The sequence below is a fragment of the Candidatus Woesearchaeota archaeon genome (assembly GCA_016187565.1).
Classification (GTDB): domain Archaea; phylum Nanobdellota; class Nanobdellia; order Woesearchaeales; family JACPJR01; genus JACPJR01.
This window is the reverse complement of sequence record JACPJR010000009.1, coordinates 30,746-54,600: the sequence shown is the minus strand read 5'-3', so window position 1 is coordinate 54,600 and position 23,855 is coordinate 30,746. Positions and strand designations below refer to the sequence as shown.

The following is a 23,855-nucleotide window of genomic DNA, read 5'->3' as shown; positions in this document are numbered from 1 at the left end:
CCATGCTGGATGCATGACGAGGAGCATTAAAAAGATGCCAACTAAGAAGACGACAAGAGTAAGCACTGTTTTTAGCGTATCATTCAATGGCAACTACCCCCTTCTTTCTGTTGGTGCATTGATTTCATCATCCAGAGATGACTGCCAAGGCAAACGCCTAAGGCTATAAAAGTAAACCACTTTGATTGTATACCAAATCCAAACATGAGAATAGCAAGAACTGCAAACGGCAAGATACAAGTAACCATCATCAATACAAGATGATTATTTTTGATCTGCTGCCATAAACCCATGTCTCCCACCAACCCTCTGCGTTATTTTAGAGTCGTTGAATTTCAGCGTTTCCTTGCGCATCTAAAATACGCACTTCTACTAAGTCATTAGGAGCAAGGCACGGTTGTCTGGTCATATCATGGCGATACTTGAAATTCAAAAGTCCGTACTCTTTAGTTTCGATTCCTGCATCACAAGACGTAAGTCCATCAGTTCCCATCTTGCAACTTCGATCATAAACCCCCATACCACTCAGGGTTCCTGCCTGAACAGCGACATTGCTAATCCTTCCTACAAAGGTATCTCCCCTTGCCGCTGATGTTGAACGAACAGCACTACCCGTTGTATTCCTGGCAGCGAAAAAGATTAAACTGCCGACCATAAGCACCAGTACAAGTGAAACAATATAGAGTTTTTTCATAATCTCACCACACCAAAGTAAAATGAAACACCATTTAAAGATACTGGTGAAACTAATTTCTACTGGAGCAACATGAAAAAATGCAAAAGAACGTGACCAATAAGGCGGTTTATCAGCCAAACGTCAAAATCTGGTCAGATTCTTCCACTAATTTTAACAGCTCTTCCATTGTAGAGATGGGGCAGATACCACTTTCTTCTTTTCCTCTTATCTGCAAGCAGGTTCCACACGCAAGAATGATGCCTTTATTTTTTACAAACTTTTTAATTGAACCTTCAAGAAGTGGAAATTGTGCATCCTTCACCTGCTCGATCTCAACGCCCTTGCCAAGCAGAAATATTTTTACCGAATGATTCATTTTAAGAGCTTCATTACCTAATCTGAAACAGTTCCAGCAGGTTTCTGCGTCATTTGTGTTTACTATTATCCCTAGTTTCATCGTTTATCTCGCAGTATCCACCATTTCAATAATGTCTCTTTCTACACCCTCAGCTTCTCTTTTGCTTACTTCTGGAAAGAACTGAGAGATCATAGTCGGTTTCATTCCAATAATTTTTACCTTTCCATTCTCTTCTATCACATTGATTTTGCAAGGCATACAAAGAGAGATCAGCCTATTTTTATTCAGGAATTGATTTGCATATTTCCCTGAACAGATCTCAATTATTTTCAAAGGCTTTTGTTCAAATCCTTTTGCTGCTAATCTCTCCTTGACATCATAAATCTGGAATAGTCCCCATCCTTTTTGATCAACGGCTTTCAAAACTGAAACAACTGCTTCATCAAAACTCTTTTCAGTTTCAACAATATATGCAAAATCATCAGTTTTCATTTTTAACCTCCATATTTTTTATCCAAATGTCAAAACCACCTTCTGACGTGATTTTTATAATCTGCGTATTTTTGACCGAAAATTTTCATAAGCTTTCTTTCTTCATAAGGAATAACTACTGCGTTTATTGTCAAAAAAAACATAAGTGGTGCAAGAAACAAAGGAATAGTTCCTATAAAAATAGCTATTCCCAAAAGCACAAAAGAAAGTCCTAAGTACATAGGATTTCGGCTAAATCTAAAAGGCCCAGTAGTAACCAAAACGGTTGGCTCATCATAAGGGTGGTGAGTTGTGCCTTTTTTTCTAAATCGTCGAAAAGCCCAGACCATAAGAATAACGCCTCCAACTATAATAACAATGCCGAGGAAATTAAACGGCGGTTGAACCATATTCACGCTTGGGAAAAAATAATCTAGCCCTAAAGCAAATAAGAGATACATTCCTGCAAGAATTGGGGGATAGATTCGTATTTTCATAGCGACCACCTTAACGTATCCCCTTTTTCATTTCTTCATATCGTTTCTTTGTGATTTCCCCAGAAGCATATCTTTTTTTAAGTATGATTAGTGGATCTTCCTCTTTCTTGCCTGACTGGCCTGCATTGATAAGAGCAACAACCAGCCATATTAATACTCCCCAGAAAAGCAGCATAAAAATAAACCCAAAACCCATGCCGAATCCCATCAGACCATAACCACCCATTCCAAAGCTTCCTATCAGAAGGAGCACAATAATTACAGCAATGAAGATCCATATCAATGTGTTTTTATCTTTTTCCATGGTTATCACTTACTTAGCTCCTTCTTCATTTCATCAAGTTGTTTTTTGTTTATCTCTCCTTTTGCATATCTTTTCTGTAAAATAGTCATTGGAGTTTCAGACTCTTTTCCTTTTTTTGTAAACTTATAAATAAGCCAAATGATTAAGGCAATTGTTCCTACTAAAAAAATCAGCGAGACTATAATATTCCAAAAACCATTATAGCCATAACCGTAATATGATGGAGAACTTCCCATCATGTTGCCTCCCATCATATTCATCATTCCCATCATCCCTCCAGAACCCATCATTCCGTTGGTGTCCTCGTTACAATACAGCCGTTTTGCCATCGTGATGTGCATCTCTCGTAAACTTTCTGAGCCTTCTCCACCCATCATGGAATCCATTGTTTCGTGTTGTTCCCCTGGATGCATTTGTTCCATAGAATATTCCCCTATTGCCTCCAGTTGTTCATCATTGAGGTCCTCACAGCTTGTTTTACTCTCTACCAACAGTTTACCTTCTTCAATCTCCTGTTGATGGTCTTCATTGGCCGATACAACGACTACACCCATTGACAGTAACCATATTCCTAAAATCAGTATTATTTGTATTATTTTTTTCATTTGCCATCACCATGATCTTGTCATCTTTACAGGAATAACTATTTTGCCCCTTAAACCGTTTTAAACCGACGGTTTTTTTTGCAAATAGACTTTATAGGTTTTTCCTGTCCTTTCCCTTTGAATTAAATTCATTTTGTCAAGATTTGTCAAAATCGTTGAAGTCTTTGCTTTGCTCCAATCCAATCGAAATCGTAATGAATCTTGCGTGATCTCTCCAGCCTTTTTTATCTCATCGAGGATTCTCTTTTCGTCTTCTGACAAGGCTTTTCTTAAGATAAGGTATTCTTTATCTTCTGTTTTTGTCCCGAACAGATATAATGAGATTACGAATCCAAGTCCTCCAGCGAAAATCAACGAAAGAAGATTTATGGTACGTGAACCCGTTGTAGAAAAATTCATCATCTTTGCTCCCATCATGGTGTTCATCGTCTGCATCACCGATGTTTCTTGTGGCGCCCCGAATGGACTTACGATTGCAAAAACCAGAAAATACCCAACAATGGCAGCTAAAACAATAAGCACTAATTTTGATACGTCATCCAGTTCTTTTAGATTCAATGGTTTCATGTTCTCTGCCTATCTTCTTTAACAAGATTGCCATTTCTCTTTAATCTTTCACCTAAAACCTCTCTGATGAGATCAAAGGCTTTGATGATTTTTGGATTTTCTAGTTTGTAGTAAACATGTTTCCCTTTTCTTTTTGATAGCAAAATCCCTTTAGATTTCATTACCGATAGATGTTGGGAAATGTTTGCTTGGCTTGAACTTGTTTTTCTTATTAATTCGGTCACTGACCGCTCTTTATCTCGTAAGAGATTCAGAATCTCCAATCGTGTCGGATTTGAAAACACTTTGCACATCTCCGCATGAAGGGCATACAATTCTCTCATAGTATCATATTAGAATATTCTTATATTTAAATTTTACGTTCTGGATTGGGAAACTGATGTGATAATCGGCTTGAAAAGCCGCAGAAAGACCGGCACTTGTCCAAAGTGCGGCAAAATATGCCGTACCATTGAACGCGAATATGGCGAAATATTAGGGATTTGGAGACTTCTTTTTGCGAGAAGTAATTGACGAGAGATCGAGCGGATCATCTTGTACATAGGGAATTCCTAGTGCACGAGCAATAAATGCCTTTTGGAGTTCTTTGCCAAGATATGCACAATGTGGTGGAAAATCACTTAGTTTTTCATGGATAATTGTCATGTAAATCTCTTCTGGCGTATCTCCAATAACAAGGGTTTCAATGACATTGTTCTTTTTGCAGTGGCCAACTTCAAGCGTTTTGGTATCAGGATTGATGCGAATGAGAAAATAGCCCTTTTTATCCATACGCCAATCTCGTAAAGGATCGTACGATGCACGAATGGTTTTTGCATGCGGAGCAAGTACTGGAGTTATTTGTTTCATCATCTCACCCTTCAAGAAAAAATAAGCCAACCTTATAAAGATTACTTTCTTGTAAAGTCAAGTTGTCTAACCAAATATATAATCCATAAAAAGCACGCCACGCCGATGGCGGCTGACGGATTGCTTGCGAGCAATCCTACGAAGCACCCCGAAGGGGGCCCGCTTCGTCAGCGCCAACGTGGCGTGCGGCGAGCCGAGGCTCCTACGGAGTGGCTCGTAGGGCAAAACCGAATACGTGAGGTTTTGACCGTCGCACTGCCATTATTGGCGCTGAGTTAACTGCTCATTTTACATTTCTGATCCAAGAGCATACACATGCGAAACTATATAAATCGACTCTCATTCCTAAGCATGGGTGGGGTGGTTATGGGAGAGTATGATACGTTTTCATTTCATGGCAATCAAGCAATAATCAAAACAACCGGGAATGTTTGTCAGACTGCCCATGAATTGTTAAGTTCTGCTCTTTTCAAAGAGACCATTCATCGCTTTCTTGAACATTTACGGGGACATAACTCCAAATACCTAGGTGTTTTTCCTCAAGGATTATCTGCATATGAGCAGGACGACCAGCTTTGTTTACTGCTTCTGCATTTATCCTCAAAACCAAAAAATGACCTTTTACAAAAAGAACCAGCATTTTCCCCTTATTTTAAGGATAGTTATCTACTTCACCAGTTGGTTGAATCCCTTTACAACTTCTGGAGGTCATATGAACGATTCTTGGTCTGTTATTCCGGGATGGAGAGCGAACACTCTTTTGAGAAACGGCCATACCGTACCTTCAATAGAACTGTTGAATCCCTTAATCATTTGGTGCTTGGCGTCTACCGCGATATCTGTGAGAATATAACCGGAGATCATCCAAAAATTTATCGACAACTACCTGCAGGCTGTCAGACAGCAGCGATTGCCGTCAAGAAACCAATGGCGCATCTCCAAGAGCCATATACCTTTTTAAAAGAAATTCCTGTCATTCGTCAAGTCCTTATTGTTCCCCCATTAATTCTTGATCCTCCAATGAACAAACGAACAGGTCAGTTTCAGGTTGTTGGGAGTACTGCTTCAGCAATTTTGCAATCCCTTCATTTGTCACCAGCAGAATGGTTATGTTATCCAGCGAAGGTTGCAGATCTTACTGTTCTTGTTTATTTCAACACTACATTTATCGGGTTAGGCATGTCCTTGGCAAATCTCTTTGAACTGGCAGACGAAACAGAGTTAGGAAAAAAGCCAGATGCAATATTTTTCTATGGCATTCCTCATGACGTGTTTGATGGATATAAGGATCAAACGATTTTTTATGAAGACAAAGTCCATAACTATTTTGTTGGTTTGATTCCAGATCATGAGACCTATGCGTATTTTGGCTACCTCAAGAAAATGATGCTAACATTGCACAACAGCATCATGATCAAGCGTGGCAGATTACCTGTCCACGGTGCTATGGTTAACATCATGCTGAAGAATGGAAAGTCAGCAAACGTCGTTATCTTTGGTGATAGCGGTGCAGGAAAGTCTGAATCTTTGGAGGCGTTTCGTGTTTTAGCAAAGGACTACATCCGAGATATGACGATTATTTTTGATGATATGGGCTCTCTGGAGTTAACTCCGTATGATATAATAAAAGCATATGGTACTGAGACTGGTGCATTTGTCCGTTTAGATGATCTTCAACCAGGATTTGCGTTTGGAAATCTTGATAGAAGCATTATTATGAGTCCACAAAAAATAAATGCCCGAGCAATATTGCCCATTACCACACTTCAAGAAGTTCTTCAGGGATATACCGTTGATTATTTTTTGTATGCAAACAATTATGAAAATGTTGATGCTACTCATCCTCTCTTTCAACAACTCCATACTCCGCAGGACGCCCTTGGTGTTTTTCGTGAAGGAAAACGGATGGCCAAGGGAACAACAACCGAGAAGGGATTGAGTACAACTTACTTTGCAAATATCTTTGGGCCCATACAATATAAGGAACTACATGAACCAATCGCAATCAAATTCTTTGAAGCATTTTTCAGGAGCGGCATTATTGTTGCTCAACTTAGGACGAGACTAGGAATTCCTGGTTATGAAACTAAAGGACCAGAAGAAGCAGCAAAGGCATTATTCCAGGTTATCGCAGAGAGAAGGAGTTAAGTTCAAATCTTTGAGAGGCAAATATAGGAAGAGAAATTTTTCTATGTTTAAGCAGATCAAACGTTTTCCTAATGTACGATGGTAGAAATCATACTAACTACACTAAAGGATATATTAAACGGCGAGAAAGATTTGTTAAGAGACAGATATGAAGGAGATTTTGAATATAATCAATTCAGATCCCATCTTAGATGGAGAAGGAAAGCTTTTGTTATAGTGAATATTGTTTTATTGTCACTTGTGGCGTTAGCATTTTTTAAAATTAGTATTGTGATTTCTTTTCAAACGATAACTCAATTTCTTATGACAGCAGATTTCTTTTCAATGCTCATAATTATAGGTTTGTTATTATTTAGTTTTATAAGTCTTTATAACTTGTACATTAGTTGGAAATATTTAAAATTTAAAAATTTAAGAAATTCGGAATCAAAGAGGAGTCTCACATGGAATAATTGGCAATTTAAAGATATTATTTTTAGGAAAGCCGTTTTATTAGATGAGAAGTATAAGATTGATTATCGTCGTACTAAAAACAAAAAGTATTGTCTATATTTAATCCTTCAATATGATGATGGTTCGTTTGGATGGTATAATCTGACTAATAACCCTAAATTAGTTAAAGATCATATTTTAAAAGACCGTAACGAAAGAATAATTCATTTTGAAAAAGCAATTCGCAAGGACAGTGAGTTCGTTTCAGAAAGTCATAAAGATGTTATTCAACATATGAAAAAAGAGAAATTGTGTCCAAAATTGATCGTGGGTATTCGAATAAGAAGTAATATACAGAATCAAAAAATTGAGATTAATAATTTAAACTTTAGAGAAAGAGTTTAACCAATTCTTCTTCTTCAGGGCTTATTATCCTTATGCCTTCAAATTCTTTTAACACCAGAAGATGTTTTTTGTCTCTTGATATGAGGTAGTCTACTTTCCCTTCTTTTGTGACTTTCTTCATCAAAACAGTATCATTTTCTAAGGCAAATAATAATCTAGGTTCCTATAACAATCGTCTCCTTGGCATTCAAGCATGCTTCTAATGCAGAAGCAAATGCTATCTGTTGCTCAATCGCAATAATGTTCTGTAATCGTGCTTTTGTTTCTGGATTTTTTGCAATCATAAATGAACAGCAATCCAATGACGATTGAATAGAAATGTCATATGTTTTTATCTTTTGAGCAAGGGCAATGATTTCATCTTTATTCATACCGCTTAAGGGCGTAAGTATGGGAATGGTTGAGGCGTCATAGATACACTGAAGATTTTCTAATGTTTGTGATGCAACCTGCCCGATGCTGTCTCCAGTAACAATTGCACGAGCTTTTTCTTGTTTTGCTATGCTGTTAAGAATGCGCATCATCAAACGCCGATAGAGAATCATACGAGATTTTGCTGGACATCCTGCAATGATCAATCGTTGAAGCTCGCCGAACGGAACAATATGGAGTTTTGACCTTCCTTGGAATGATGCCAGTTTCGTTACTAACTCTTGTATCTTTTCCTTGTTGTTTTGCGCACTGGCAGTCTCATTATAGATATGAACAAAAATAACCGTACATCCTCGTTTCATCATCAGGAAGGATGCAACTGGGCTATCAATACCGCCGGAGAGAGATGCAATAATCTTTCCGGAGCTTCCTACAGGAAGTCCTCCGGTTCCATAGTGTTTTTCAGTAAAAAGGTAAGCATTTTTTTCTCCGATTTCCACGAATAATTTTTGATCTGGCTTTGTGAGGTTAACATTTTTCTGAAGCGTTGTTCGAATATGATCTCCGAGAGAATTCGCAATCTCTTGCGACGTTTGAGGGAAAAGCTTGTTGGAGCGTTTGACATCAACCTTAAAGGTGATGAAAGATTTTTGCTTCAACAATGCAATGCTAATCTCTTTCATAGCAGCAGTGTCGAGCAAAGAACGATACGCAAAAGCAAAGAATGCTACTCCAGGTAACAATTGCATTCTCTGGAAAATCTCCTCCTGTTTCACCTCAACAGGCAGGGTTACAATAATCCTTCCATATTCCCGTTGCACACCCGAGATTAACGTGCCTAATCTTTCCTTAATATTGCGGACTAAGCACTGTTCAAAAAGGCTTCGGTTATCCCCTTTTGTTCCAATTTCACTATAGTGGATAACCAGAATGTTCTCTGTACGAACAATCTCTCTGCTTTCATTCATACCCTGAGCAATGTTGCTTGTTTTATAAAATTACCGCTGCGTTGTGAAAGAAGATACTCCCGGATTTCCCGTAGTATGGGCTTGTTTACGATCTTCGGGCATTCGGTGTATTCCACCATACTGGCGGTTCTTTGCCTTGAAGACTGTAGGCTAAGAAATCAAGCATATCTCGTTCTGCCTCTTGCCAATGAGGGTCATAGCGTGCCTGATACTCTCTTCCATGATACGAGAATGACTTGCCATGCTGAAAAAAGAATCCATGCCCACTCCCCTCATAGTATCTGCTCTGATAATCAACGCCAGGGTTTGCTTCAGGAAGAAGGAGATCATACTCCTCGACATAGCCAGTATAGGGATCGTCTTCAGTACCTACTGAGTAAAATGTTTTTGCGGTTATTTTTGCTAAGCGTTCTGGATCAGTAAAGTACTCTCTATTATCTGGATCTTGTGCAGGATAGAGTCCAATAAAAGCATCACAGGCAGAGGGATAATCGGTTACCAAGGTAAAGACAGAAAGATACCCTGCACTTTCTCCATGGCACGCAATATTATCCACGAGCACGGTTGTTTCATTATTTCGTAGAAGATAGATTAATGTCATTAAGTCCTTAGGTCCGAAGGTTCGATAACTCAAGAGACGAGCATCTGGATAAAGTGCAACATAATTGTTCCGTGCTAATCGTACCATCCAAAACAAATTACTTGCAAAGCGATTTTCTTCGTCCCATGCCCTCTCTACCCCACCGTGTGCAAGGATCACCACATCATAAGGCATGGTTGGATTAAAGTCCGGCGGTTGTGCAACAGCAACATCAAGAACCGCACCATCAAAACTAGTATAATTCATGATTTGGACCTGTACGTCTCCATGATTAAAGACACGTGTAGTTATGCTATTCTCTTTCCACTCTGCAGCACGAACATTCAGAGCAACGAGAAAAAGTGTCACTAAATAAATTCCCCCTAAACAAAAGCGTTGTGACCGTGCCATGGTGCAATACTATACCATCATAAAAACAGGATGGACATAAATACTTATCGTTGTGTTTATTTTCCAAGATCTCCAAAATCTTTTTATAGGAATTTGTCTCAGAGAGGTCTATGACGACGCTTACCAAACTGGCGAAAGACATTGCGGAGGTTAAGGAGCGCAATAGACGAGTTGAGGCAGATAAGGCGTGGGAGACGTCCTGGACGAGAAAAGTGATCATTGCAATACTAACTTATCTTGTCATGGTGGTTCTTTTTATAACCGTAAAGCTTCCCGAGCCATGGCTCAATGCACTTGTTCCAACAACAGCATTTTTTGTGTCAACATTGACCCTCCCCCTCTGCAAAAAATGGTGGTTACATCAGCGATGAAAAAAGAGATACGGGTTCTTGGCATTGATGATGCCCCTTTTGACAAATGGCATGATCACGAAACACCAGTCATTGGGGTTGTTTTTCGTGGTGGCTCTTTTATTGATGGTATCCTTTCTACGATGGTAAAAGTTGACGGTGATGACGCAACAACAAAGCTCGTGACCATGATTTGCAAAAGTAAAAAATTTCATGCCCAACTTCAAGCAATTCTTTTAGATGGCATTGCTGTAGCAGGGTTTAATGTCATCGATGTGCAAACCCTTCATAAAGAAACAAGACTCCCCGTTATTGTTGTCATGCGGAAATTTCCAAACATAGAAAAGATAAAGGAAACACTGCACAAACTCCACAAGGACGCAAAGATACCCTTGATTGAACATGCGGGCCCTATAGAACGGGTAGGAAAGATCTATATACAACGCTGTGGTATTGATTTAACCACGGTAGCACAGATGCTTCAGATTACAACCACTCATGCAGACATTCCTGAACCCTTACGCGTTGCACATCTTATCGGTAGCGGGCTTGTTTTTGGCGAAAGTCGTGGAAAAGCTTAAGAACGAAACATTTAAAAATTTTTATTCTTCCTCTCTTTTTTATGGCATTCAAAAAATGTGAATTTTGTCGAGAAAATAAAGTACCCATAGGCGGGCAGTGCAATAAATGCGGCTTTATTGATGGACTGAGGAGAATGCCAACATCGGCAGAATTTAAGACAGCACGAAAGATCAATGAAGAGCACAACTATGCACCGTACGAAAGTATTGATATGCTGTTATTGGACTAATTCCTTGGAAAGGTAAAGACATACAGCGGCTTTTCAGTTATCCTTACGGTGATAATAGCCCCTCTTTCACAGTAGTACTCTTCGCTCAAAGAGTCGATAACCACCATGCTTTTACTACTGATAGTGGTTACGTGGACAGATTCTTTTGCCGGGAGAATGCCCTTCACAAGCGTTGCCTTGTTTACTCTTCCTACATGTGGCTCTCGTACTAAATATTGGAGGGCTTTTCGCGAGAGATTCATGGGTTTTCCCCCAGCAGATTTTACCCATCCATGTGATCCGGTTGGCGTGGCCACTAAAACACCACTGCTCAGCTGTCGTTCTTCTCTTCCCTTGACCTTTAGAAGGCAGCGAAGTGCATGACTTGGTTTGACCGGCCCAATATAGACTTCATTGGTAGCCAAGGCTGTTTTTCTTACTCTTTCATTTTTATGCGGATCTTTTATCGTTGTTTCTAGCCTTAAGTACGAGATGAGTTTGGCTTTACCATGACGAACCATCTCCATCTTAGCGACAAAATCTTCTTTAGTACACGCCATGTAGAATCCTTCTTTTTGCAGAGGGTTCGTATTGACCCCCAAGAGAGGAGTCGTATCAAGTACATGATGGCTGGTACGGATAAACGTTCCGTCACCACCAAGCGTTAAAATAAGGTCACGGCCCTTGACAATCGTTTCATTCAGATATTCACGTTCAATCGAGGTAAGGGTAAGGGGCAAGGTCTTTAGATATGAGGTAACTACATGAAGAGTAGCCCTTTCTTCCGGACTTTGGGGCTGCATATACACGACGAGAATATTTTTGATTAGCATAACAAACCTCAAATGTTCCGAATTGAGTAACCCATAAAAAAGAACACCATTTATAAGGTTTTGCCATAACCTTTTAAAAAGAACCTACTTTCTTTAGCTCATGGCAAACTATGTATACGAATTAAGAATCCCAAAAGACAGGGTTGCTGTCCTTATTGGAAAGAATGGGGAGGTCAAAAAAGAATTAGAACAAGAAACAAAGACTTCTATTGAAGTAGATTCTACTGAAGGTGATGTTTTTGTTTCTGGGGATGACGCAATCCAGTTGTTTACTGTTAGAGAGATTATTAAGGCCATTGGAAGAGGATTTAATCCAGAACTGGCTAAATTACTCCTTAAACAAGATTATACCTTCGAGATGATCCCTCTTACTGATTTTATAAAGAACAAAGGTAATATTTTACGACTCAAAGGACGAGTCATTGGAGCGCAAGGCAAATCACGAAAAACGATTGAGGCATTGACAGAAACTCATTTATGTGTCTATGGCAAAACAATAGCTATTCTTGGATTACCTGAGAATGTTGCAACCGCCCGTCGTGCTATTGAATCACTGCTTTCAGGAAGCCCTCACTCCTCTGTTTACCGATGGTTAGAGAAAAAAAGAAGAGAATTAAAACAGCGGCCGAATGTTTAGATTCTTTATATTATATACTATATATAAAATGCTCAAATGATCGCAAGACATGCACCCAGACTTACTTAGAGATTACAGAGCGAGAATTTTACCTTGTATTGAAGATCCGATTCGTGAAGTAGTAAATGCACTATGGGGATTACCTTTTGTTGTTGATACCTTTGAAACATGTAGCGGACACATTGTTACGAATAATGCTGGTAACAGTTGTAGTCTATATGGGAAACTCCCCGGAGGTCTATACTTGTACCCCCATGACATCAGACTAGGGATTGATTTTTCACAAGAACATGGATTAGGGGAGAGAGCTGGAGCATTCAGAAGAGATATGGCAAGTATTGAGGTTGATATTGGTTTACAAGTGTTATTTAAATCTGTATGTGGATATCGGGCTATCGACGGAACTCAAACAGAGGTTTTGCACGTATTTTACAGCTCATCTTTTCCGGATAGGGACCTTGAACCACCAAAAACAGGTGTAGACGAATACATTAGAGCAACGGAAGCTCGTTTGATAGATTTTTGGGAGGCATTTGCATTACTTCTGAAGAGATATAACCCGGAAACACAAATATCACCAATTGCAGGGAAGAATTTCTCGCAAATCATTGATTGGGCAGACTTAGGAGATTCTAAGAGACACATCTTTCGATAGGCATTTTTTGAGACAAACTCTAATGTTTTCAGTGCGTGAATACTCATATGGAACGAAAAGAAGTATTACTGAAATCTCCTAAAGGCGTTGGAAGAAAAGACAGGAGAATCTATTGTATCAACGGAAAATTATTTGTTTTTGGCTGGGGGATAAAAAGGAGAAGTTGATTGAAGATAAATAACGTATCAGTTCTCATTCAAATCTGTAATTCATAGTATTCCTTTAATTTCCATTCATTGTTTACTTTCAGAAATTCATATTTCTGTGTTGTCGTTTTTTGAAGTATACCCTTAGATCTATACTTCACCTCAACGGTTGCATTATCGTTAGTTACGATTTCATTTTCTACTCCAATATATTCAAAATATAATCCTTGAGAATTCCAAGAATATTTCATATTAGCTAACTCATCATTCCATTGATCGTATGAATTATAGTATGATTGCACATCTGAGTGTAAATAATTAAATACTTCTTCTGAACCGGTGCCTTTGATAAGGGCTTTAACCCATTGTTCAGCAATTTTTGTTGGCGTTACTTTTGGTTGTTGGGAGGTATTTGTTTCTGAACTGTTACAACCACTTAAAACGACCATAGAAATCAACGCTAGTATTATAACAACATCAGTTCTTTTAAGCACTATCGTCACCTTTAAGCCTTTCGTATCATGTCTATATAAATGTTTCTAACAAAAATGTCTCTTTTAGTTAGTCCTCTCCCTCTATTAAAATTTGGATACTAGCCAAACATCCTGATATAGTCCTGGCCTTCAAGCTCTTCTTCCCGCTTTACTTTCCTGATCGCGTTGAGGAAATCTTCCTCGCAAACCTTTTCACGGTTCTTTCTGATGGCAAAATAGCCAGCTTCAGTAACAACGGCCTTTATTTCAGCTCCCGAAAAGTCTTTCATCTTTACCAAGAGATCCTCAACCCGTACCTTCTGATCGAGGTTCATAGGTTTTGTATGGATCTTGAAAATTTCTCTGATACCGTCTTTGTCTGGATTAGGGACCCTAATAAGTCTATCCAATCGTCCTGGACGGAGGATTGCTGGATCTAGGATATCTTTCCGGTTCGTACAGCCAATGATCTTGACATTATCAAGATTCTTGAACCCATCAATTTCAGCAAGGAATTGCATAAAGGTTCGTTGCACTTCTCGTTCTCCTGAAGTCCCGACTTCAACACGCTGTGCTGCGATGGCATCAATCTCATCAATAAAGACAATGGAAGGAGCCTTTTCTCTCGCAAGGTCAAACATCTCTTTGACTAAACGTGCACCTTCGCCGATAAATTTCTGGACAAGTTCGGATCCAACAACCTCTATAAAGGTTGAATTGGTTGAGGTAGCAACTGCCTTTGCCAGTAATGTTTTTCCTGTTCCTGGGGGGCCGTGGAGAAGGATTCCTTTAGGCGGCTGAATTCCCACGCGCTTAAACAGCTCTGGTTTTTTTAAGGGAAGCTCGATAACCTCGACAATCTCTCGAATCTGATCTTGAAGTCCGCCAATATCGTTCCATGGAACTTTTGGTTTCTCAACAATGACAAACTGTTCCACATTAAAGCGTTTATACCTCCCTATCCGCTCAACAATGTTCAGATTTTTCTGATCGGTTAAGACCAAATCCCCACTTTTGAGCTCATTCACCTGCTGTGAGATGTTAACGCAGAACAAGTTTCCATTAGGGATCTTTATGATTGCACGATCCTCCATTAAGTCGCGTACTTCACAAACCATCAGGGGAGGAGTTTTCAGACGGTCAAGTTCATTCTGTAGCTGCATAATCGTGAGTTTTAATGCCTTGTTCTCCTCTTCAAGAGGGTTCTTGCTAATGGCGTAACTATAAAAAACATCATCGGTTGAAAGTCTCCCATCCTTAGTTTCATGTCCGTTTGCTTTATTATTCTCTACCATAGCTATTGAGGATGGATTTGATCTATAAAAATATTGTGCTTATTTGGGCTGTAAGGTAAGAGGGGTATAAGCAATTTTTTTTCTAATCCAAACCCAACCAGCTTTGCACAAATAGTCCCTAAAAAGTGCCAATTGCACAATAAGTAGGTTTTCTGCACAAAAATTATTTTTCCAAAAAATCACCAAAACCTTTATATAGTTATCATTCATTATCATTTTCGGTTTTAAAATAAAGGTAAAAAATGGAAAAAATATTAGATGTTAACTACAATTATGTAAGTTTGACGAGTTTTGAAAGGTTTGTAAAAGAGGACTTGTCAAAAGTGCAAGAGGAGTTTACACGGGATGAACTTCTCGTCGGTAAATCAGCAATTACAAGATTACCAAAAATAAGAAACTTATTAAAATTTTCTATGGCTTTGGGAATGATAACCAAACCCAATGGAGGTTATCGCAAAAGCCCACAACAGGAATGGAGAGAATATTTTAATAGAATACAGGAAGATACAGATACGCATAAACCTTCAAGAAAAATACTTTTACCTCTTATTCATTCATCAGAACAATTTAAAGAGATTATTTCTTTTTTAAAAAGTGAAAATGTATCCAGAAAGGAGTTTATAGGATTTTTGATGAGTAAAGACGAAAATGAATTTAAAGAATCACATTATAAACTTACAGCAATGGCTCTTTCGAATATGCTTTTTGAGGTTGGATTGATAGGTCGAATAAGAACAAAGGGAGGAAGAGTAAAAAGAAACAGAGATACTAAGTTGTTAGCTGAAATAGATTTAAATTTAAAAGAAACTGAAAAAGCAGAGGAACAACAAACATTTTTTACTAATCATGGATTAAAAGAGATACTGTTAAAAATAGGGATTACTAAAGACGAAATTGTAGATATGGTATGGGTTTTGCCCGACGACAAAAGAAAAAAATTAATAAAAGAAATAATCTAAGAAGAGTGAAAGTGTAAGCGGAGAGGTGATTACTTCTGCTTAAAAATTTAGAATAAATCTCACTTGCAGACGGTGAGGGAGTCTGCCACAGAGGTTAGCATCCAATCCGAACGCCCTGCACGGATGAATCGGTGGTAGCCAGATGTTAACCTTTGTGTCCCTTTTTCACAATCACGCCACCGTCGGATAATCTGGCATTTCGCCAGTTTAACACACTGGTTTCCTTCACGGGATTTCCGAGTTCAAATCTCGGCGGTGGCGGACTTATTATCATAAAAAGAAACCACGATTGCTCGTGGCTCTTTGGTTTTAAATCAAAGGTATAATGGATAGAAATCCACAATACTTTGAATTATGTTTATATAGAGATTCAATTCTATATAAATATAATTCATTTTGGGATGAAAACAAAATGAAAGAAAAAAGCTTAATTTTTCTTCGATTCAAATTTAAAAAAAGATGCAGTGTCCTAACAATCGTTTCTTTCTAGAAAGAACGTTTGTATCTGCATCTTTCTTATATACACAGATATATACTCCCCCTTTATATATTTTTGATTACCCACACAAAGTTAATTAATTAGTTTATGAGTTAATCTTATCATCCCTAACCATCTATTAATCCCTGTTTCTATCTGCAATCCAGCCAATTCACAAGGTATTTCTCCCGTCGTAGTATGGGCTTCTATAAAGTTATGTTGAAGAATAATACCCGCCAAGAGTATGGGAGCACTCCATAGAGCCTTTAATCCTCTGAAATCTTCTACTCTATCCTTGATCTTAGAGAAAACCGTTTCTATCCTTACATTGTACTTGCCTGTTCTGCTGGTATTGACTACCCTGTGTTGTGTCAAATCTTCTCTTTTACCTTTGTTTGAATAAAACACTTTGTTAAATGCTCTTGGGTAAAACTGAGCTGCATCGGTTTGAATATACTTTGGCTTACCTTTTGCCTTAATCTTTTCAAAGAACTCAATAGCGTCATCGGTATCCTGTTCTGTTGGAGAATAGAGCGTCGCACTGATAAATCGAGTATCCCAATCGACAGAACACCAGAAAATATCATTTCTTTGTTCACAATCAATCTCAGTCTCATCAGCATAGCATTTACCACCGAGCTTAGGAGCAAGGCTATCTACATACTGCCAAACCTTGAGAGCATATCTTCTACACCAGTCAAGCACTGAGACATGGCTTATCTTAGTCTCTTCATGTCTTTTGAAGGTATTCCTTACCTTACGACTGGACAAGTTCGAGAAGTAAAGATCAATTGCTTTGGTTATTTTGTTCTCGTTGTTTCTCATACGATAAAATCCTTCGTCAATACAAAATGATCTTTTACAATCTTTACAGATATATCGTTGGATATTCCCTCTATGTTCTGTCTTTATGAATCCTTTCTTTACTGTATTCTGGCTCTTACAGAAAAGACAAATCGAAGGTTTTTTATTGTCAGAAGTCTTTACATCCCTTTGAGGTTTAATTTGTTCTTGACAGGGCATTTTGAATCTCTCCAGCCATTCGGTGCTCTAACACCGTTTGGCTATTTCTTTCTAAGAATGAGTTATTTAAATACTTCACGTCGAGAAATGTCGAGTGCACCGACGGTGAAATGACTGTCTCAAACCATTAAATTCTGGCATTACAGAGGCTATAAACCACTAGACTTTCCACTCGACAAGAATATACCCCGCTAAGTTTACAGCCAATGCTTATTGACCTATAAAGAAGTAGGTGAAAAACTGTAGTGCCAGTGCGATAAGGACAAGGAAGACATAATTTTTTTTGCTCCATTGTATAACCTTTGCACCATCAAACGTCCAAAACGGTAACAGATTAAAGAGGGCAAGCCAGCTATTAATGAGTGAAGCAACAAGAAGAATATGCTTCCCTGAAGCAGAAAACCCTACTGCAGAGAGGCTCAGGAAGAGGCATGCAAGGATGATGTTGGTTACCGGTCCAGCTGCACTGATCAATCCATGCTCTCGCTTTTTGAGATGTCCGGTAATAAAGACCCCACCAGGAGCTGCAAAAACAACACCAAAAAAAGACAAAAGAATGGTAACCATGAGCATCTTATAATCTGCCTTGAATACTGCTTCGCATCCGAATCGTTGGGCAACGATCTTATGGGCAAGCTCATGCAACAGAAAGCCAACCCCCACGATGATGATGGAGACTACTAAAAACGAAAAAAAGGAAAAGTCTGGTAGCAAGTATGCTCGTTGTGCAAAGGTAAATGCAAGACTGACAACAAGCAGAGCAACACCAAGATCTCTCCATTCTTCAGGTGAAAACCTGAGCCGAAATTTTCTGAAAGAGGTCACATCCCACCGCTTATTCTTTCTATAATAGAAAACCTAAATGTTTAATAATTTGTTAGGTTTTCTAGTATATAATTGAGGAAAAACATATTAAAAACTATTGTCCTCTATTATATTTTCCCAAATATTCGTCTGAAACACCGGGGATTTATAAATCTATCAGGTGCAACGTATTGGTCACCATTCTGTCAACTGCGGGGATAATAGATAAGCTAATTCTTCTTTTAACTTATCTAATAAGCGATAACTTTATAAGTATGATGAAATCTCCTCATTGCTATGACACAATCAAAGCTTCCGAATTGGCTTGAAAACAAATACACTGTCCTCTGGGACAAGTTTAAGGGAGCAACATTTAGGATGGAGGATGCTGAAAAAATACTGCAGCGAGGTGATGTAGAAAAAGTTCAAGGCGTTGCCGTTGTCCTATCAGAACTTAGAAAGGCAGGATGGATTGTTGTTGTGCCTGATCCTAAAGACGCACGCAAAAGCATTTACCATCTTAAGAGCAAGGATGACATCATCAAGAGTATTTTTAGTGCCGAGACTCTTTCACGTTCTGATATTGAAGGCATTCTCAAAAAAGCGGCAGACCTTATTAGAACTCGTGTTGATTACAAATTTATTCTTGTTCTGTTATTTTACAAGAGAATAAGCGATAAGTGGGAGCTTGAGTATCAGCACGCTTACGAGCAAGCATTAAAAGATGGTTTCAAAGAAAAAGAGGCAAAGCAAGAGGCAAAAAATGCAACCTACCACGACTTTGTTATTCCAGAAGACTTTCTGTGGGAAAACATCAGAAAGGAAGTAAGCAAGTTACCAGAAAAATTCTCTGAAGCGCTCAAGGTCTTGGCAGATAAGAATCAGGACCTCAAAGACGTTCTTGATAACATGGACTTCATTCAATTCACTACCAACAGGGAAAATGCAGAAATGCTTAGGCAGCTTGTTGAGCTTTTTAGCGAAAGAAAACTTCACCACGTCTCAGCAGATGTTTTGGGTGATGCATACGAATGGGTCTTGCGCTACTTTGCACCAGATAAAGCTAAGGAAGGTGAGGTTTACACTCCACGAGAAGTCATTCAGTTGCTTGTTGAAGTTTTAGATCCTCAGCCAGGCCAGAGTGTGTATGATCCTGCTTCGGCTTCAAATGGGATGCTCATTATTTCGTATAAACACATTGAGCAGATGAAAGGAAAGAAAGAAGCTGACAAATTGTTTTTATTCGGACAGGAAGCAAATCATAAAACACTAGCATTTGGTCGAATGAATCTCTATATTCATGATATTAAGAATGCTAAACTTGCCTTCGGGGATACCCTTCTTTACCCTAAATTTAAGGAACCTGATGGAGTTAAGCAATTCGATAATGTTATTGCAAACCCGCCCTGGAATCAGGATGGCTACGACGAAGTTGTCTTGAAGAAAGGAGATTTCTGGAAGCAACGCTTCAATTACGGTTTTGTGCCAAAACAATCCGCAGACTGGGCATGGATACAGCACATGCTTGCCTCTTCCAAAGGAAAAGTAGGCATTGTCATTGACAACGGTTGCTTGTTTAGGGGAGGCAAGGAAAGGGCCATCAGAATGCTTGTTATTGATGGAGATGCTCGTCTCAAAAGCGATTTAATTGAATCGGTGATATTGTTACCAGAGAAACTATTCTACAACACAGGAGCTCCTGGGGCAATTATTATTTTCAATAAAAACAAGAAGCACAAGAATGGAGTTCTCTTCATTAATGCTTCCTCAGAATACGAACAGCATCCTGACGTGCGCAAGCTAAACTGGCTTTCTACTTCCAACATCAAAAAGCTTGTTGACACCTACAAAGGCTGGAAAGAACAAACAGGATTTTCTCGCATGGTTCCGCTTGATGAGATACGCAAGAATGACTACAACCTGAACGTCTCTCTTTACGTTTACCCTGAAGAAAAAACAGAAGTAATCGATGTCATGAAAGAATGGGCTGATTTGAAAGCTATCGAGAAAGAGGAAATCGAAGTCGACAAGAAGATTGAAGGTTTCCTGAAGGAGATAACATGAGGGAGTTACAATCATTTGTTGGAAAAGATAACGATGACCTTGAGAAAGAACTAGGATTCACACATTACATTGAATTAAAAGACAGATTATCCTCAGGTAAAGACCAAAATCATGAAGATATTGTAAAATCACTTTTTGAGTTTATTAAAGACCAGGATTTAAAGATTGTAAAAACTGATGATGGTGTAATAGTAGAAATTTTTGATATGCTTCGCAAGGATATCGTTTTGAATCTCGAGTCGCTAAAGCATAAAAAAGGCGTTTTTTGGGAAGAAGAAACTGAAATGTGCTTTGCACTTCTTGGAAATAATTTTTTCTCATATGTCTTTCCCAACACGATTATGTTTTCTGCAAATGAAGAAAATTCTAATAAAATGGCTGAAATATTACAGAACTATAATTTAGACTTCTTCGGACCTGAAACGATTGAGAAGTTTGAAGATCATGAACATAAAAATGCTAAATTAGGAAGAAATGAGCAATGTCATTGCGGCTCTGGAAAGAAATACAAAAAGTGCTGCTTAGATGAGGATATCAAGAAATATGGTAAAGCAATCAAAATCTGAAACACAGATGTATCAAGTTACATGGATAATCCTTAATGCAGTTAAGCATCTGCATGTCGGAAAGATCAAGCTAGCCCAATTTCTTAAAGGATCAAAGTCAAAAGAGGTAAAACCTATTTCTAATGAAGTGGTTTATGGCGGACTGATGTGGTTTGATATACCTACTATTACGGGATTTATTGAACAATTAGAGAATATGACACTTATTCAAAGAAAGATAATTCAGGGATATTCACGCGATTATCCTATATTAGAGCTCACTCAAGCAGGCAAGCTAGTCATAGATGAGAAGAAACAGATACCTTTGCAAATCATCAAGCAAATTAAGCCTGCCACTGTAGGCGAATCAGAAAAAGAAACTCTAAAATTAATTCAGGATGGCAAAACTGTTTCTGAAGTAGCAAAAGAAAGGAATCTTGTGGAGTCAACAATTTACACACATATTTTTAGGCTTATTTCAAATGATTATTTAGCATGTTCGGACGTTATTCCAAAAGAAACAATCCTGATGATAAATGAGACGGCCAAGAAACTGCCATCACCAACAGTCAAAGAAGTAAAAGAATTATTGCCTGAGGTAAGTTATGATGAAATTAGGTGCGTGCTTGCAGCGTTGCAAAAAGAGAATCAAAATGAAACAAACTGAAATAGGAAAGATTCACACTATCGGTGGAGGTCAATAAAATGATGATGGAAATGTTTGCAAATAGGTTCCCAGATGTAGCCGAAAAGGAAACAAGGTGTATTCTTATGCCTAAAGGAAAAGATTTGCCAGAAGGGCATTATTATTTTCCAGAAAGCTTCTGCAACGATAAGAAATGCGATTGCAGAAGGGCTTTCATTAATGTGATTTTTGAAGAGGAACCTATAGCAACAATTGGCTTTGGCTGGGAAGACCTTGATTTTTATGAAAAATGGGCTGATGATAAAAGCATGGCTAACCACTTAAAAGGTCCTATACTTGAATTAACTGGGAGAGGAACAAAACATTCTGAGAATGTATTGAACCTATTTAAGGAAGTTCTTATGCAGGACAAATTATTCCTTGAGAGGCTGCCAAAACATTACAAGAGGTTTAAAGAAAGTTTAAGCGATAGCGAAGAAGATGACGCTGCAGATGAATTAGAGGATTTCAATCCTGATGAGCATGCTGTCATTAACTTATGCAGAGACATAGGCAGTGGATTCGAAGCAATAAATGACAAAAATAGAGAAGCATTTTATCCGATAATTATGGCGATTGAAGAGACAATTTGGTCGCATTATTCAAAAAATAGTTCACTAAAAGACTCTGAAGTGATTGAATTACTAAAAAATCTTAGGGACAACATCTTATCTGAGAAAGCGTCATTCAACGGGCTTGAAGAGGAGATCATCAGCAAAATTAAACTGGTTTTATTCTTGAATAGCTATGATGAACGCGATTTGTCATTATCATTATCTTCCGTCATTAAATCTGCAAAACTGCACCGATCAATTGGAGGAAACAGAGGGTATTTGAATTTTATCTCACACTTTTTTGGGCAGATGAAAAAATGAAACAAAAACTAAAACAAATTAGAAGAGAAAAAATGGATTTCATTGGCACATGGCGCATAACTAAAATGAGCGAATGGGATAATGATTATGTCAATGAAGAAGTAAGGGCATTTATTAAAATAGAAAAATCAGGAATTGGAGAGTTTCATTTCGGCTACGTTCAATGCTCAATGTCAGGAGACTTCAAAAAATCAGGAGAAAATTTAGTGTATGACTTCACATTTGAAGGCAGTGATGAATGCGATCCCACAAACGGTGATGGTTGGATGAAAGTAAATCCTGATGGAACAGCAGAAGGTGAAATAAGGTTTCACATGGGAGATAGCTCAAAGTTTTGGGCGAAAAGAGCAACAAAATGACACAACAGAAACTAAAGCAAACTGAAATAGGAATGATCCCCCAAGATTGGAGAGTATTTTCTCTTGATGAGACTACTGAAATAAACAAAGAAAGCAGAGATCCTTCTAATAAACCTGAAACTCCTTTCTTCTATATAGATATTGAGTCTGTTGAAAATGAAAGTGGAAATATAAAAAATGTAAAAAGACTAATTGGAAAAGAAGCGCCATCAAGGGCTAGAAGAGTCGTTCATGAAAACGACGTCATAATGTCAACTGTGAGACCTTACTTGAAAGCCTTTGCCATTGTTGAGAAAAAGTATGAAAATCAGATATGCTCAACGGGCTTTGCGGTTCTTACATCGAAAGATAAGATTCACCCGAAATACTTGTTGTATTCTTTATTTACTAAGGGAGTGATAAATCAATGCACTAAAATGATGACTGGAGGACAGTATCCTGCACTTAATAGCTCACAAGTTGCACGTATAAACATACCACTTCCTCCTATTTTAGAACAAAAGAAAATTTCAGAAGTTCTCTCCACCGTCGACACTCGTCTTGACATCGTAGAGAGAGAGAGTCAGCGAGTCGAACGGCTCAAGGTGGGCCTCATGAAGGAGCTGTTCGACGGGAAGAAGTGGCCTTCCGTTCTTTTGGGAGATGAAAAATTCTTCGAGATGATCATGGGGCAGTCCCCTCCTTCAGAATTATACAATCGAGATGGAATCGGACTTCCTTTCTTGCAGGGAAATGCAGAATTTGGCGATTTGCATCCTTCGCCTACGATCTATTGTTCAAAGCCTTTGAAAGTGGCGAAAGAAGGAGATATATTGATTTCAGTTAGAGCTCCCGTTGGAGAAGTAAATATGGCTAATACTGATTGTTGTATTGGCAGGGGAGTTGGAGCTATTCGAGCAAAGGATGGTGTGGATAGCCAATTCTTATTCTTCTACTTAAAATCTGTCAATTCTAAATTGGACTCCATATCAGGAGGATCGACATTTAAGGCAATCACAAAAAATCAGCTGGAAAAACTTGAAGTTTTTCTACCACCGATAACTGAGCAGAAGAAGATATCGTTAATGTTGTCAACAATAGACAAAAAACTTTCAATTCAAAAATCCAAGAAATCAAAACTTGAAAGCATCAAGAAAAGCCTCATGAATGATCTTTTGACAGGCAAGAAAAGAGTGAAGGTGACACAATGATGCAACCGTACGATAATTTCGTACTTTTTAGGGAAATATGTACTTACTCAC

31 protein-coding genes and 1 tRNA gene are annotated in these 23,855 nt (G+C 38.4%); 15 read left to right on the top strand and 17 right to left on the bottom strand.

All coding sequences use genetic code 11. From position 1 onward, the window contains the following. Window positions 1–83: 83 nt before the first annotated feature. From HYW21_02460 to HYW21_02415, 10 genes are all read right to left on the bottom strand, one after another. Window positions 84–293, bottom strand: a complete 210-nt coding sequence (locus HYW21_02460; protein ID MBI2548189.1) for a hypothetical protein — start codon at window positions 291–293, stop codon at window positions 84–86. Between the two features lie 26 nt (window positions 294–319). Beyond that, a complete protein-coding gene (locus tag HYW21_02455; GenBank protein ID MBI2548188.1) occupies window positions 320–694 on the bottom strand; it encodes a hypothetical protein in 375 nt (124 codons plus the stop codon). A gap of 112 nt (window positions 695–806) precedes the next feature. After that, window positions 807–1,133 (bottom strand): DsrE family protein, encoded by a 327-nt coding sequence (locus HYW21_02450; protein MBI2548187.1) that lies wholly within the window; start codon window positions 1,131–1,133, stop codon window positions 807–809. 3 nt (window positions 1,134–1,136) lie between these two features. Continuing rightward, window positions 1,137–1,526, bottom strand: a complete 390-nt coding sequence (locus HYW21_02445; GenBank protein MBI2548186.1) for a DUF302 domain-containing protein — start codon at window positions 1,524–1,526, stop codon at window positions 1,137–1,139. A 29-nt stretch (window positions 1,527–1,555) separates the two neighbouring features. After that, window positions 1,556–2,002: an isoprenylcysteine carboxylmethyltransferase family protein gene (locus tag HYW21_02440; GenBank protein ID MBI2548185.1), complete on the bottom strand. Its 447-nt coding sequence runs from the start codon at window positions 2,000–2,002 to the stop codon at window positions 1,556–1,558. Between the two features lie 10 nt (window positions 2,003–2,012). Then, window positions 2,013–2,228 carry an SHOCT domain-containing protein gene (locus HYW21_02435; protein MBI2548184.1) on the bottom strand — a complete coding sequence of 72 codons (216 nt, stop codon included), beginning with the start codon at window positions 2,226–2,228 and terminating at the stop codon, window positions 2,013–2,015. A gap of 83 nt (window positions 2,229–2,311) precedes the next feature. Further along, on the bottom strand, window positions 2,312–2,911 hold the full coding sequence (locus HYW21_02430) for a hypothetical protein (protein ID MBI2548183.1): 600 nt from the start codon (window positions 2,909–2,911) through the stop codon (window positions 2,312–2,314). A 60-nt stretch (window positions 2,912–2,971) separates the two neighbouring features. Continuing rightward, window positions 2,972–3,478 carry a hypothetical protein gene (locus HYW21_02425; GenBank protein ID MBI2548182.1) on the bottom strand — a complete coding sequence of 169 codons (507 nt, stop codon included), beginning with the start codon at window positions 3,476–3,478 and terminating at the stop codon, window positions 2,972–2,974. Then, window positions 3,475–3,801 (bottom strand): winged helix-turn-helix transcriptional regulator, encoded by a 327-nt coding sequence (locus HYW21_02420; GenBank protein MBI2548181.1) that lies wholly within the window; start codon window positions 3,799–3,801, stop codon window positions 3,475–3,477. Before HYW21_02420 ends, HYW21_02425 begins: the two co-directional genes overlap by 4 nt. 151 nt (window positions 3,802–3,952) lie before the next feature. Next, complete coding sequence (locus HYW21_02415) at window positions 3,953–4,327, bottom strand: hypothetical protein (GenBank protein ID MBI2548180.1); 375 nt, start codon at window positions 4,325–4,327, stop codon at window positions 3,953–3,955. A gap of 351 nt (window positions 4,328–4,678) precedes the next feature. On the opposite strand from HYW21_02415, the gene HYW21_02410 reads away from it, so the two are divergent. Both HYW21_02410 and HYW21_02405 read left to right on the top strand, forming a co-directional pair. Next, window positions 4,679–6,475 carry a phosphoenolpyruvate carboxykinase gene (locus tag HYW21_02410; GenBank protein ID MBI2548179.1) on the top strand — a complete coding sequence of 599 codons (1,797 nt, stop codon included), beginning with the start codon at window positions 4,679–4,681 and terminating at the stop codon, window positions 6,473–6,475. A 78-nt stretch (window positions 6,476–6,553) separates the two neighbouring features. Continuing rightward, the gene (locus HYW21_02405; protein MBI2548178.1) at window positions 6,554–7,312 is read left to right on the top strand and encodes a hypothetical protein; all 759 of its coding nucleotides are present in this window, start codon (window positions 6,554–6,556) and stop codon (window positions 7,310–7,312) included. 155 nt (window positions 7,313–7,467) lie between these two features. On the opposite strand, the gene thiI is transcribed toward HYW21_02405, so the two are convergent. Further along, the gene (thiI, locus tag HYW21_02400) at window positions 7,468–8,652 is read right to left on the bottom strand and encodes a tRNA 4-thiouridine(8) synthase ThiI (GenBank protein ID MBI2548177.1); all 1,185 of its coding nucleotides are present in this window, start codon (window positions 8,650–8,652) and stop codon (window positions 7,468–7,470) included. Window positions 8,653–8,737: 85 nt separating this feature from the next. Then, on the bottom strand, window positions 8,738–9,643 hold the full coding sequence (locus tag HYW21_02395) for a hypothetical protein (GenBank protein ID MBI2548176.1): 906 nt from the start codon (window positions 9,641–9,643) through the stop codon (window positions 8,738–8,740). Window positions 9,644–9,753: 110 nt separating this feature from the next. On the opposite strand from HYW21_02395, the gene HYW21_02390 reads away from it, so the two are divergent. From HYW21_02390 to HYW21_02380, 3 genes are read left to right on the top strand one after another with little or no spacing between them, the layout of a single operon-like run. Beyond that, window positions 9,754–10,014, top strand: coding sequence for a hypothetical protein (locus HYW21_02390; protein ID MBI2548175.1), 261 nt, complete (start codon window positions 9,754–9,756; stop codon window positions 10,012–10,014). Then, window positions 10,011–10,574, top strand: coding sequence for a DUF99 family protein (locus HYW21_02385; protein MBI2548174.1), 564 nt, complete (start codon window positions 10,011–10,013; stop codon window positions 10,572–10,574). The genes HYW21_02390 and HYW21_02385 overlap by 4 nt, the downstream gene beginning before the upstream one ends. A gap of 41 nt (window positions 10,575–10,615) precedes the next feature. Then, a complete protein-coding gene (locus tag HYW21_02380; protein MBI2548173.1) occupies window positions 10,616–10,804 on the top strand; it encodes a hypothetical protein in 189 nt (62 codons plus the stop codon). On the opposite strand, the gene HYW21_02375 is transcribed toward HYW21_02380, so the two are convergent. Beyond that, a complete protein-coding gene (locus HYW21_02375) occupies window positions 10,801–11,616 on the bottom strand; it encodes an NAD(+)/NADH kinase (protein MBI2548172.1) in 816 nt (271 codons plus the stop codon). The genes HYW21_02380 and HYW21_02375 overlap by 4 nt on opposite strands. 100 nt (window positions 11,617–11,716) lie before the next feature. Between HYW21_02375 and HYW21_02370 the strand changes: the two genes are divergently transcribed. Both HYW21_02370 and HYW21_02365 read left to right on the top strand, forming a co-directional pair. Further along, entirely contained in the window at window positions 11,717–12,253 is a 537-nt protein-coding gene (locus tag HYW21_02370) for an RNA-processing protein (GenBank protein ID MBI2548171.1), read from the top strand. A gap of 49 nt (window positions 12,254–12,302) precedes the next feature. Further along, a complete protein-coding gene (locus tag HYW21_02365; GenBank protein ID MBI2548170.1) occupies window positions 12,303–12,908 on the top strand; it encodes a hypothetical protein in 606 nt (201 codons plus the stop codon). Between the two features lie 196 nt (window positions 12,909–13,104). Here the strand turns inward: HYW21_02365 and HYW21_02360 are convergent, their stop codons facing one another. Then, window positions 13,105–13,503, bottom strand: a complete 399-nt coding sequence (locus HYW21_02360) for a hypothetical protein (GenBank protein ID MBI2548169.1) — start codon at window positions 13,501–13,503, stop codon at window positions 13,105–13,107. A gap of 143 nt (window positions 13,504–13,646) precedes the next feature. After that, window positions 13,647–14,822, bottom strand: coding sequence for an AAA family ATPase (locus HYW21_02355; GenBank protein ID MBI2548168.1), 1,176 nt, complete (start codon window positions 14,820–14,822; stop codon window positions 13,647–13,649). A 242-nt stretch (window positions 14,823–15,064) separates the two neighbouring features. On the opposite strand from HYW21_02355, the gene HYW21_02350 reads away from it, so the two are divergent. Both HYW21_02350 and HYW21_02345 read left to right on the top strand, forming a co-directional pair. Next, entirely contained in the window at window positions 15,065–15,781 is a 717-nt protein-coding gene (locus HYW21_02350; GenBank protein ID MBI2548167.1) for a hypothetical protein, read from the top strand. 175 nt (window positions 15,782–15,956) lie between these two features. After that, window positions 15,957–16,042, top strand: a tRNA-Val gene (locus HYW21_02345). A gap of 310 nt (window positions 16,043–16,352) precedes the next feature. Here HYW21_02345 and HYW21_02340 read toward each other — a convergent pair. Both HYW21_02340 and HYW21_02335 read right to left on the bottom strand, forming a co-directional pair. After that, entirely contained in the window at window positions 16,353–17,282 is a 930-nt protein-coding gene (locus HYW21_02340; GenBank protein MBI2548166.1) for an IS1/IS6 family transposase, read from the bottom strand. Window positions 17,283–17,492: 210 nt separating this feature from the next. Beyond that, the gene (locus HYW21_02335) at window positions 17,493–18,107 is read right to left on the bottom strand and encodes a metalloprotease (GenBank protein MBI2548165.1); all 615 of its coding nucleotides are present in this window, start codon (window positions 18,105–18,107) and stop codon (window positions 17,493–17,495) included. A gap of 276 nt (window positions 18,108–18,383) precedes the next feature. On the opposite strand from HYW21_02335, the gene HYW21_02330 reads away from it, so the two are divergent. The 6 genes from HYW21_02330 to HYW21_02305 all read left to right on the top strand — a co-directional run bounded on the left by HYW21_02330 (window position 18,384) and on the right by HYW21_02305 (window position 23,804). Continuing rightward, a complete protein-coding gene (locus tag HYW21_02330; protein ID MBI2548164.1) occupies window positions 18,384–20,150 on the top strand; it encodes an SAM-dependent DNA methyltransferase in 1,767 nt (588 codons plus the stop codon). A 374-nt stretch (window positions 20,151–20,524) separates the two neighbouring features. Beyond that, window positions 20,525–20,716, top strand: a complete 192-nt coding sequence (locus tag HYW21_02325) for an SEC-C domain-containing protein (protein ID MBI2548163.1) — start codon at window positions 20,525–20,527, stop codon at window positions 20,714–20,716. Further along, complete coding sequence (locus HYW21_02320) at window positions 20,694–21,362, top strand: helix-turn-helix domain-containing protein (protein ID MBI2548162.1); 669 nt, start codon at window positions 20,694–20,696, stop codon at window positions 21,360–21,362. The genes HYW21_02325 and HYW21_02320 overlap by 23 nt, the downstream gene beginning before the upstream one ends. Before the next feature lie 38 nt (window positions 21,363–21,400). After that, the gene (locus tag HYW21_02315) at window positions 21,401–22,255 is read left to right on the top strand and encodes a hypothetical protein (protein ID MBI2548161.1); all 855 of its coding nucleotides are present in this window, start codon (window positions 21,401–21,403) and stop codon (window positions 22,253–22,255) included. 32 nt (window positions 22,256–22,287) lie between these two features. Then, window positions 22,288–22,614: a hypothetical protein gene (locus tag HYW21_02310; protein MBI2548160.1), complete on the top strand. Its 327-nt coding sequence runs from the start codon at window positions 22,288–22,290 to the stop codon at window positions 22,612–22,614. Next, window positions 22,611–23,804, top strand: a complete 1,194-nt coding sequence (locus HYW21_02305) for a restriction endonuclease subunit S (GenBank protein ID MBI2548159.1) — start codon at window positions 22,611–22,613, stop codon at window positions 23,802–23,804. The genes HYW21_02310 and HYW21_02305 overlap by 4 nt, the downstream gene beginning before the upstream one ends. Window positions 23,805–23,855: the final 51 nt, after the last annotated feature.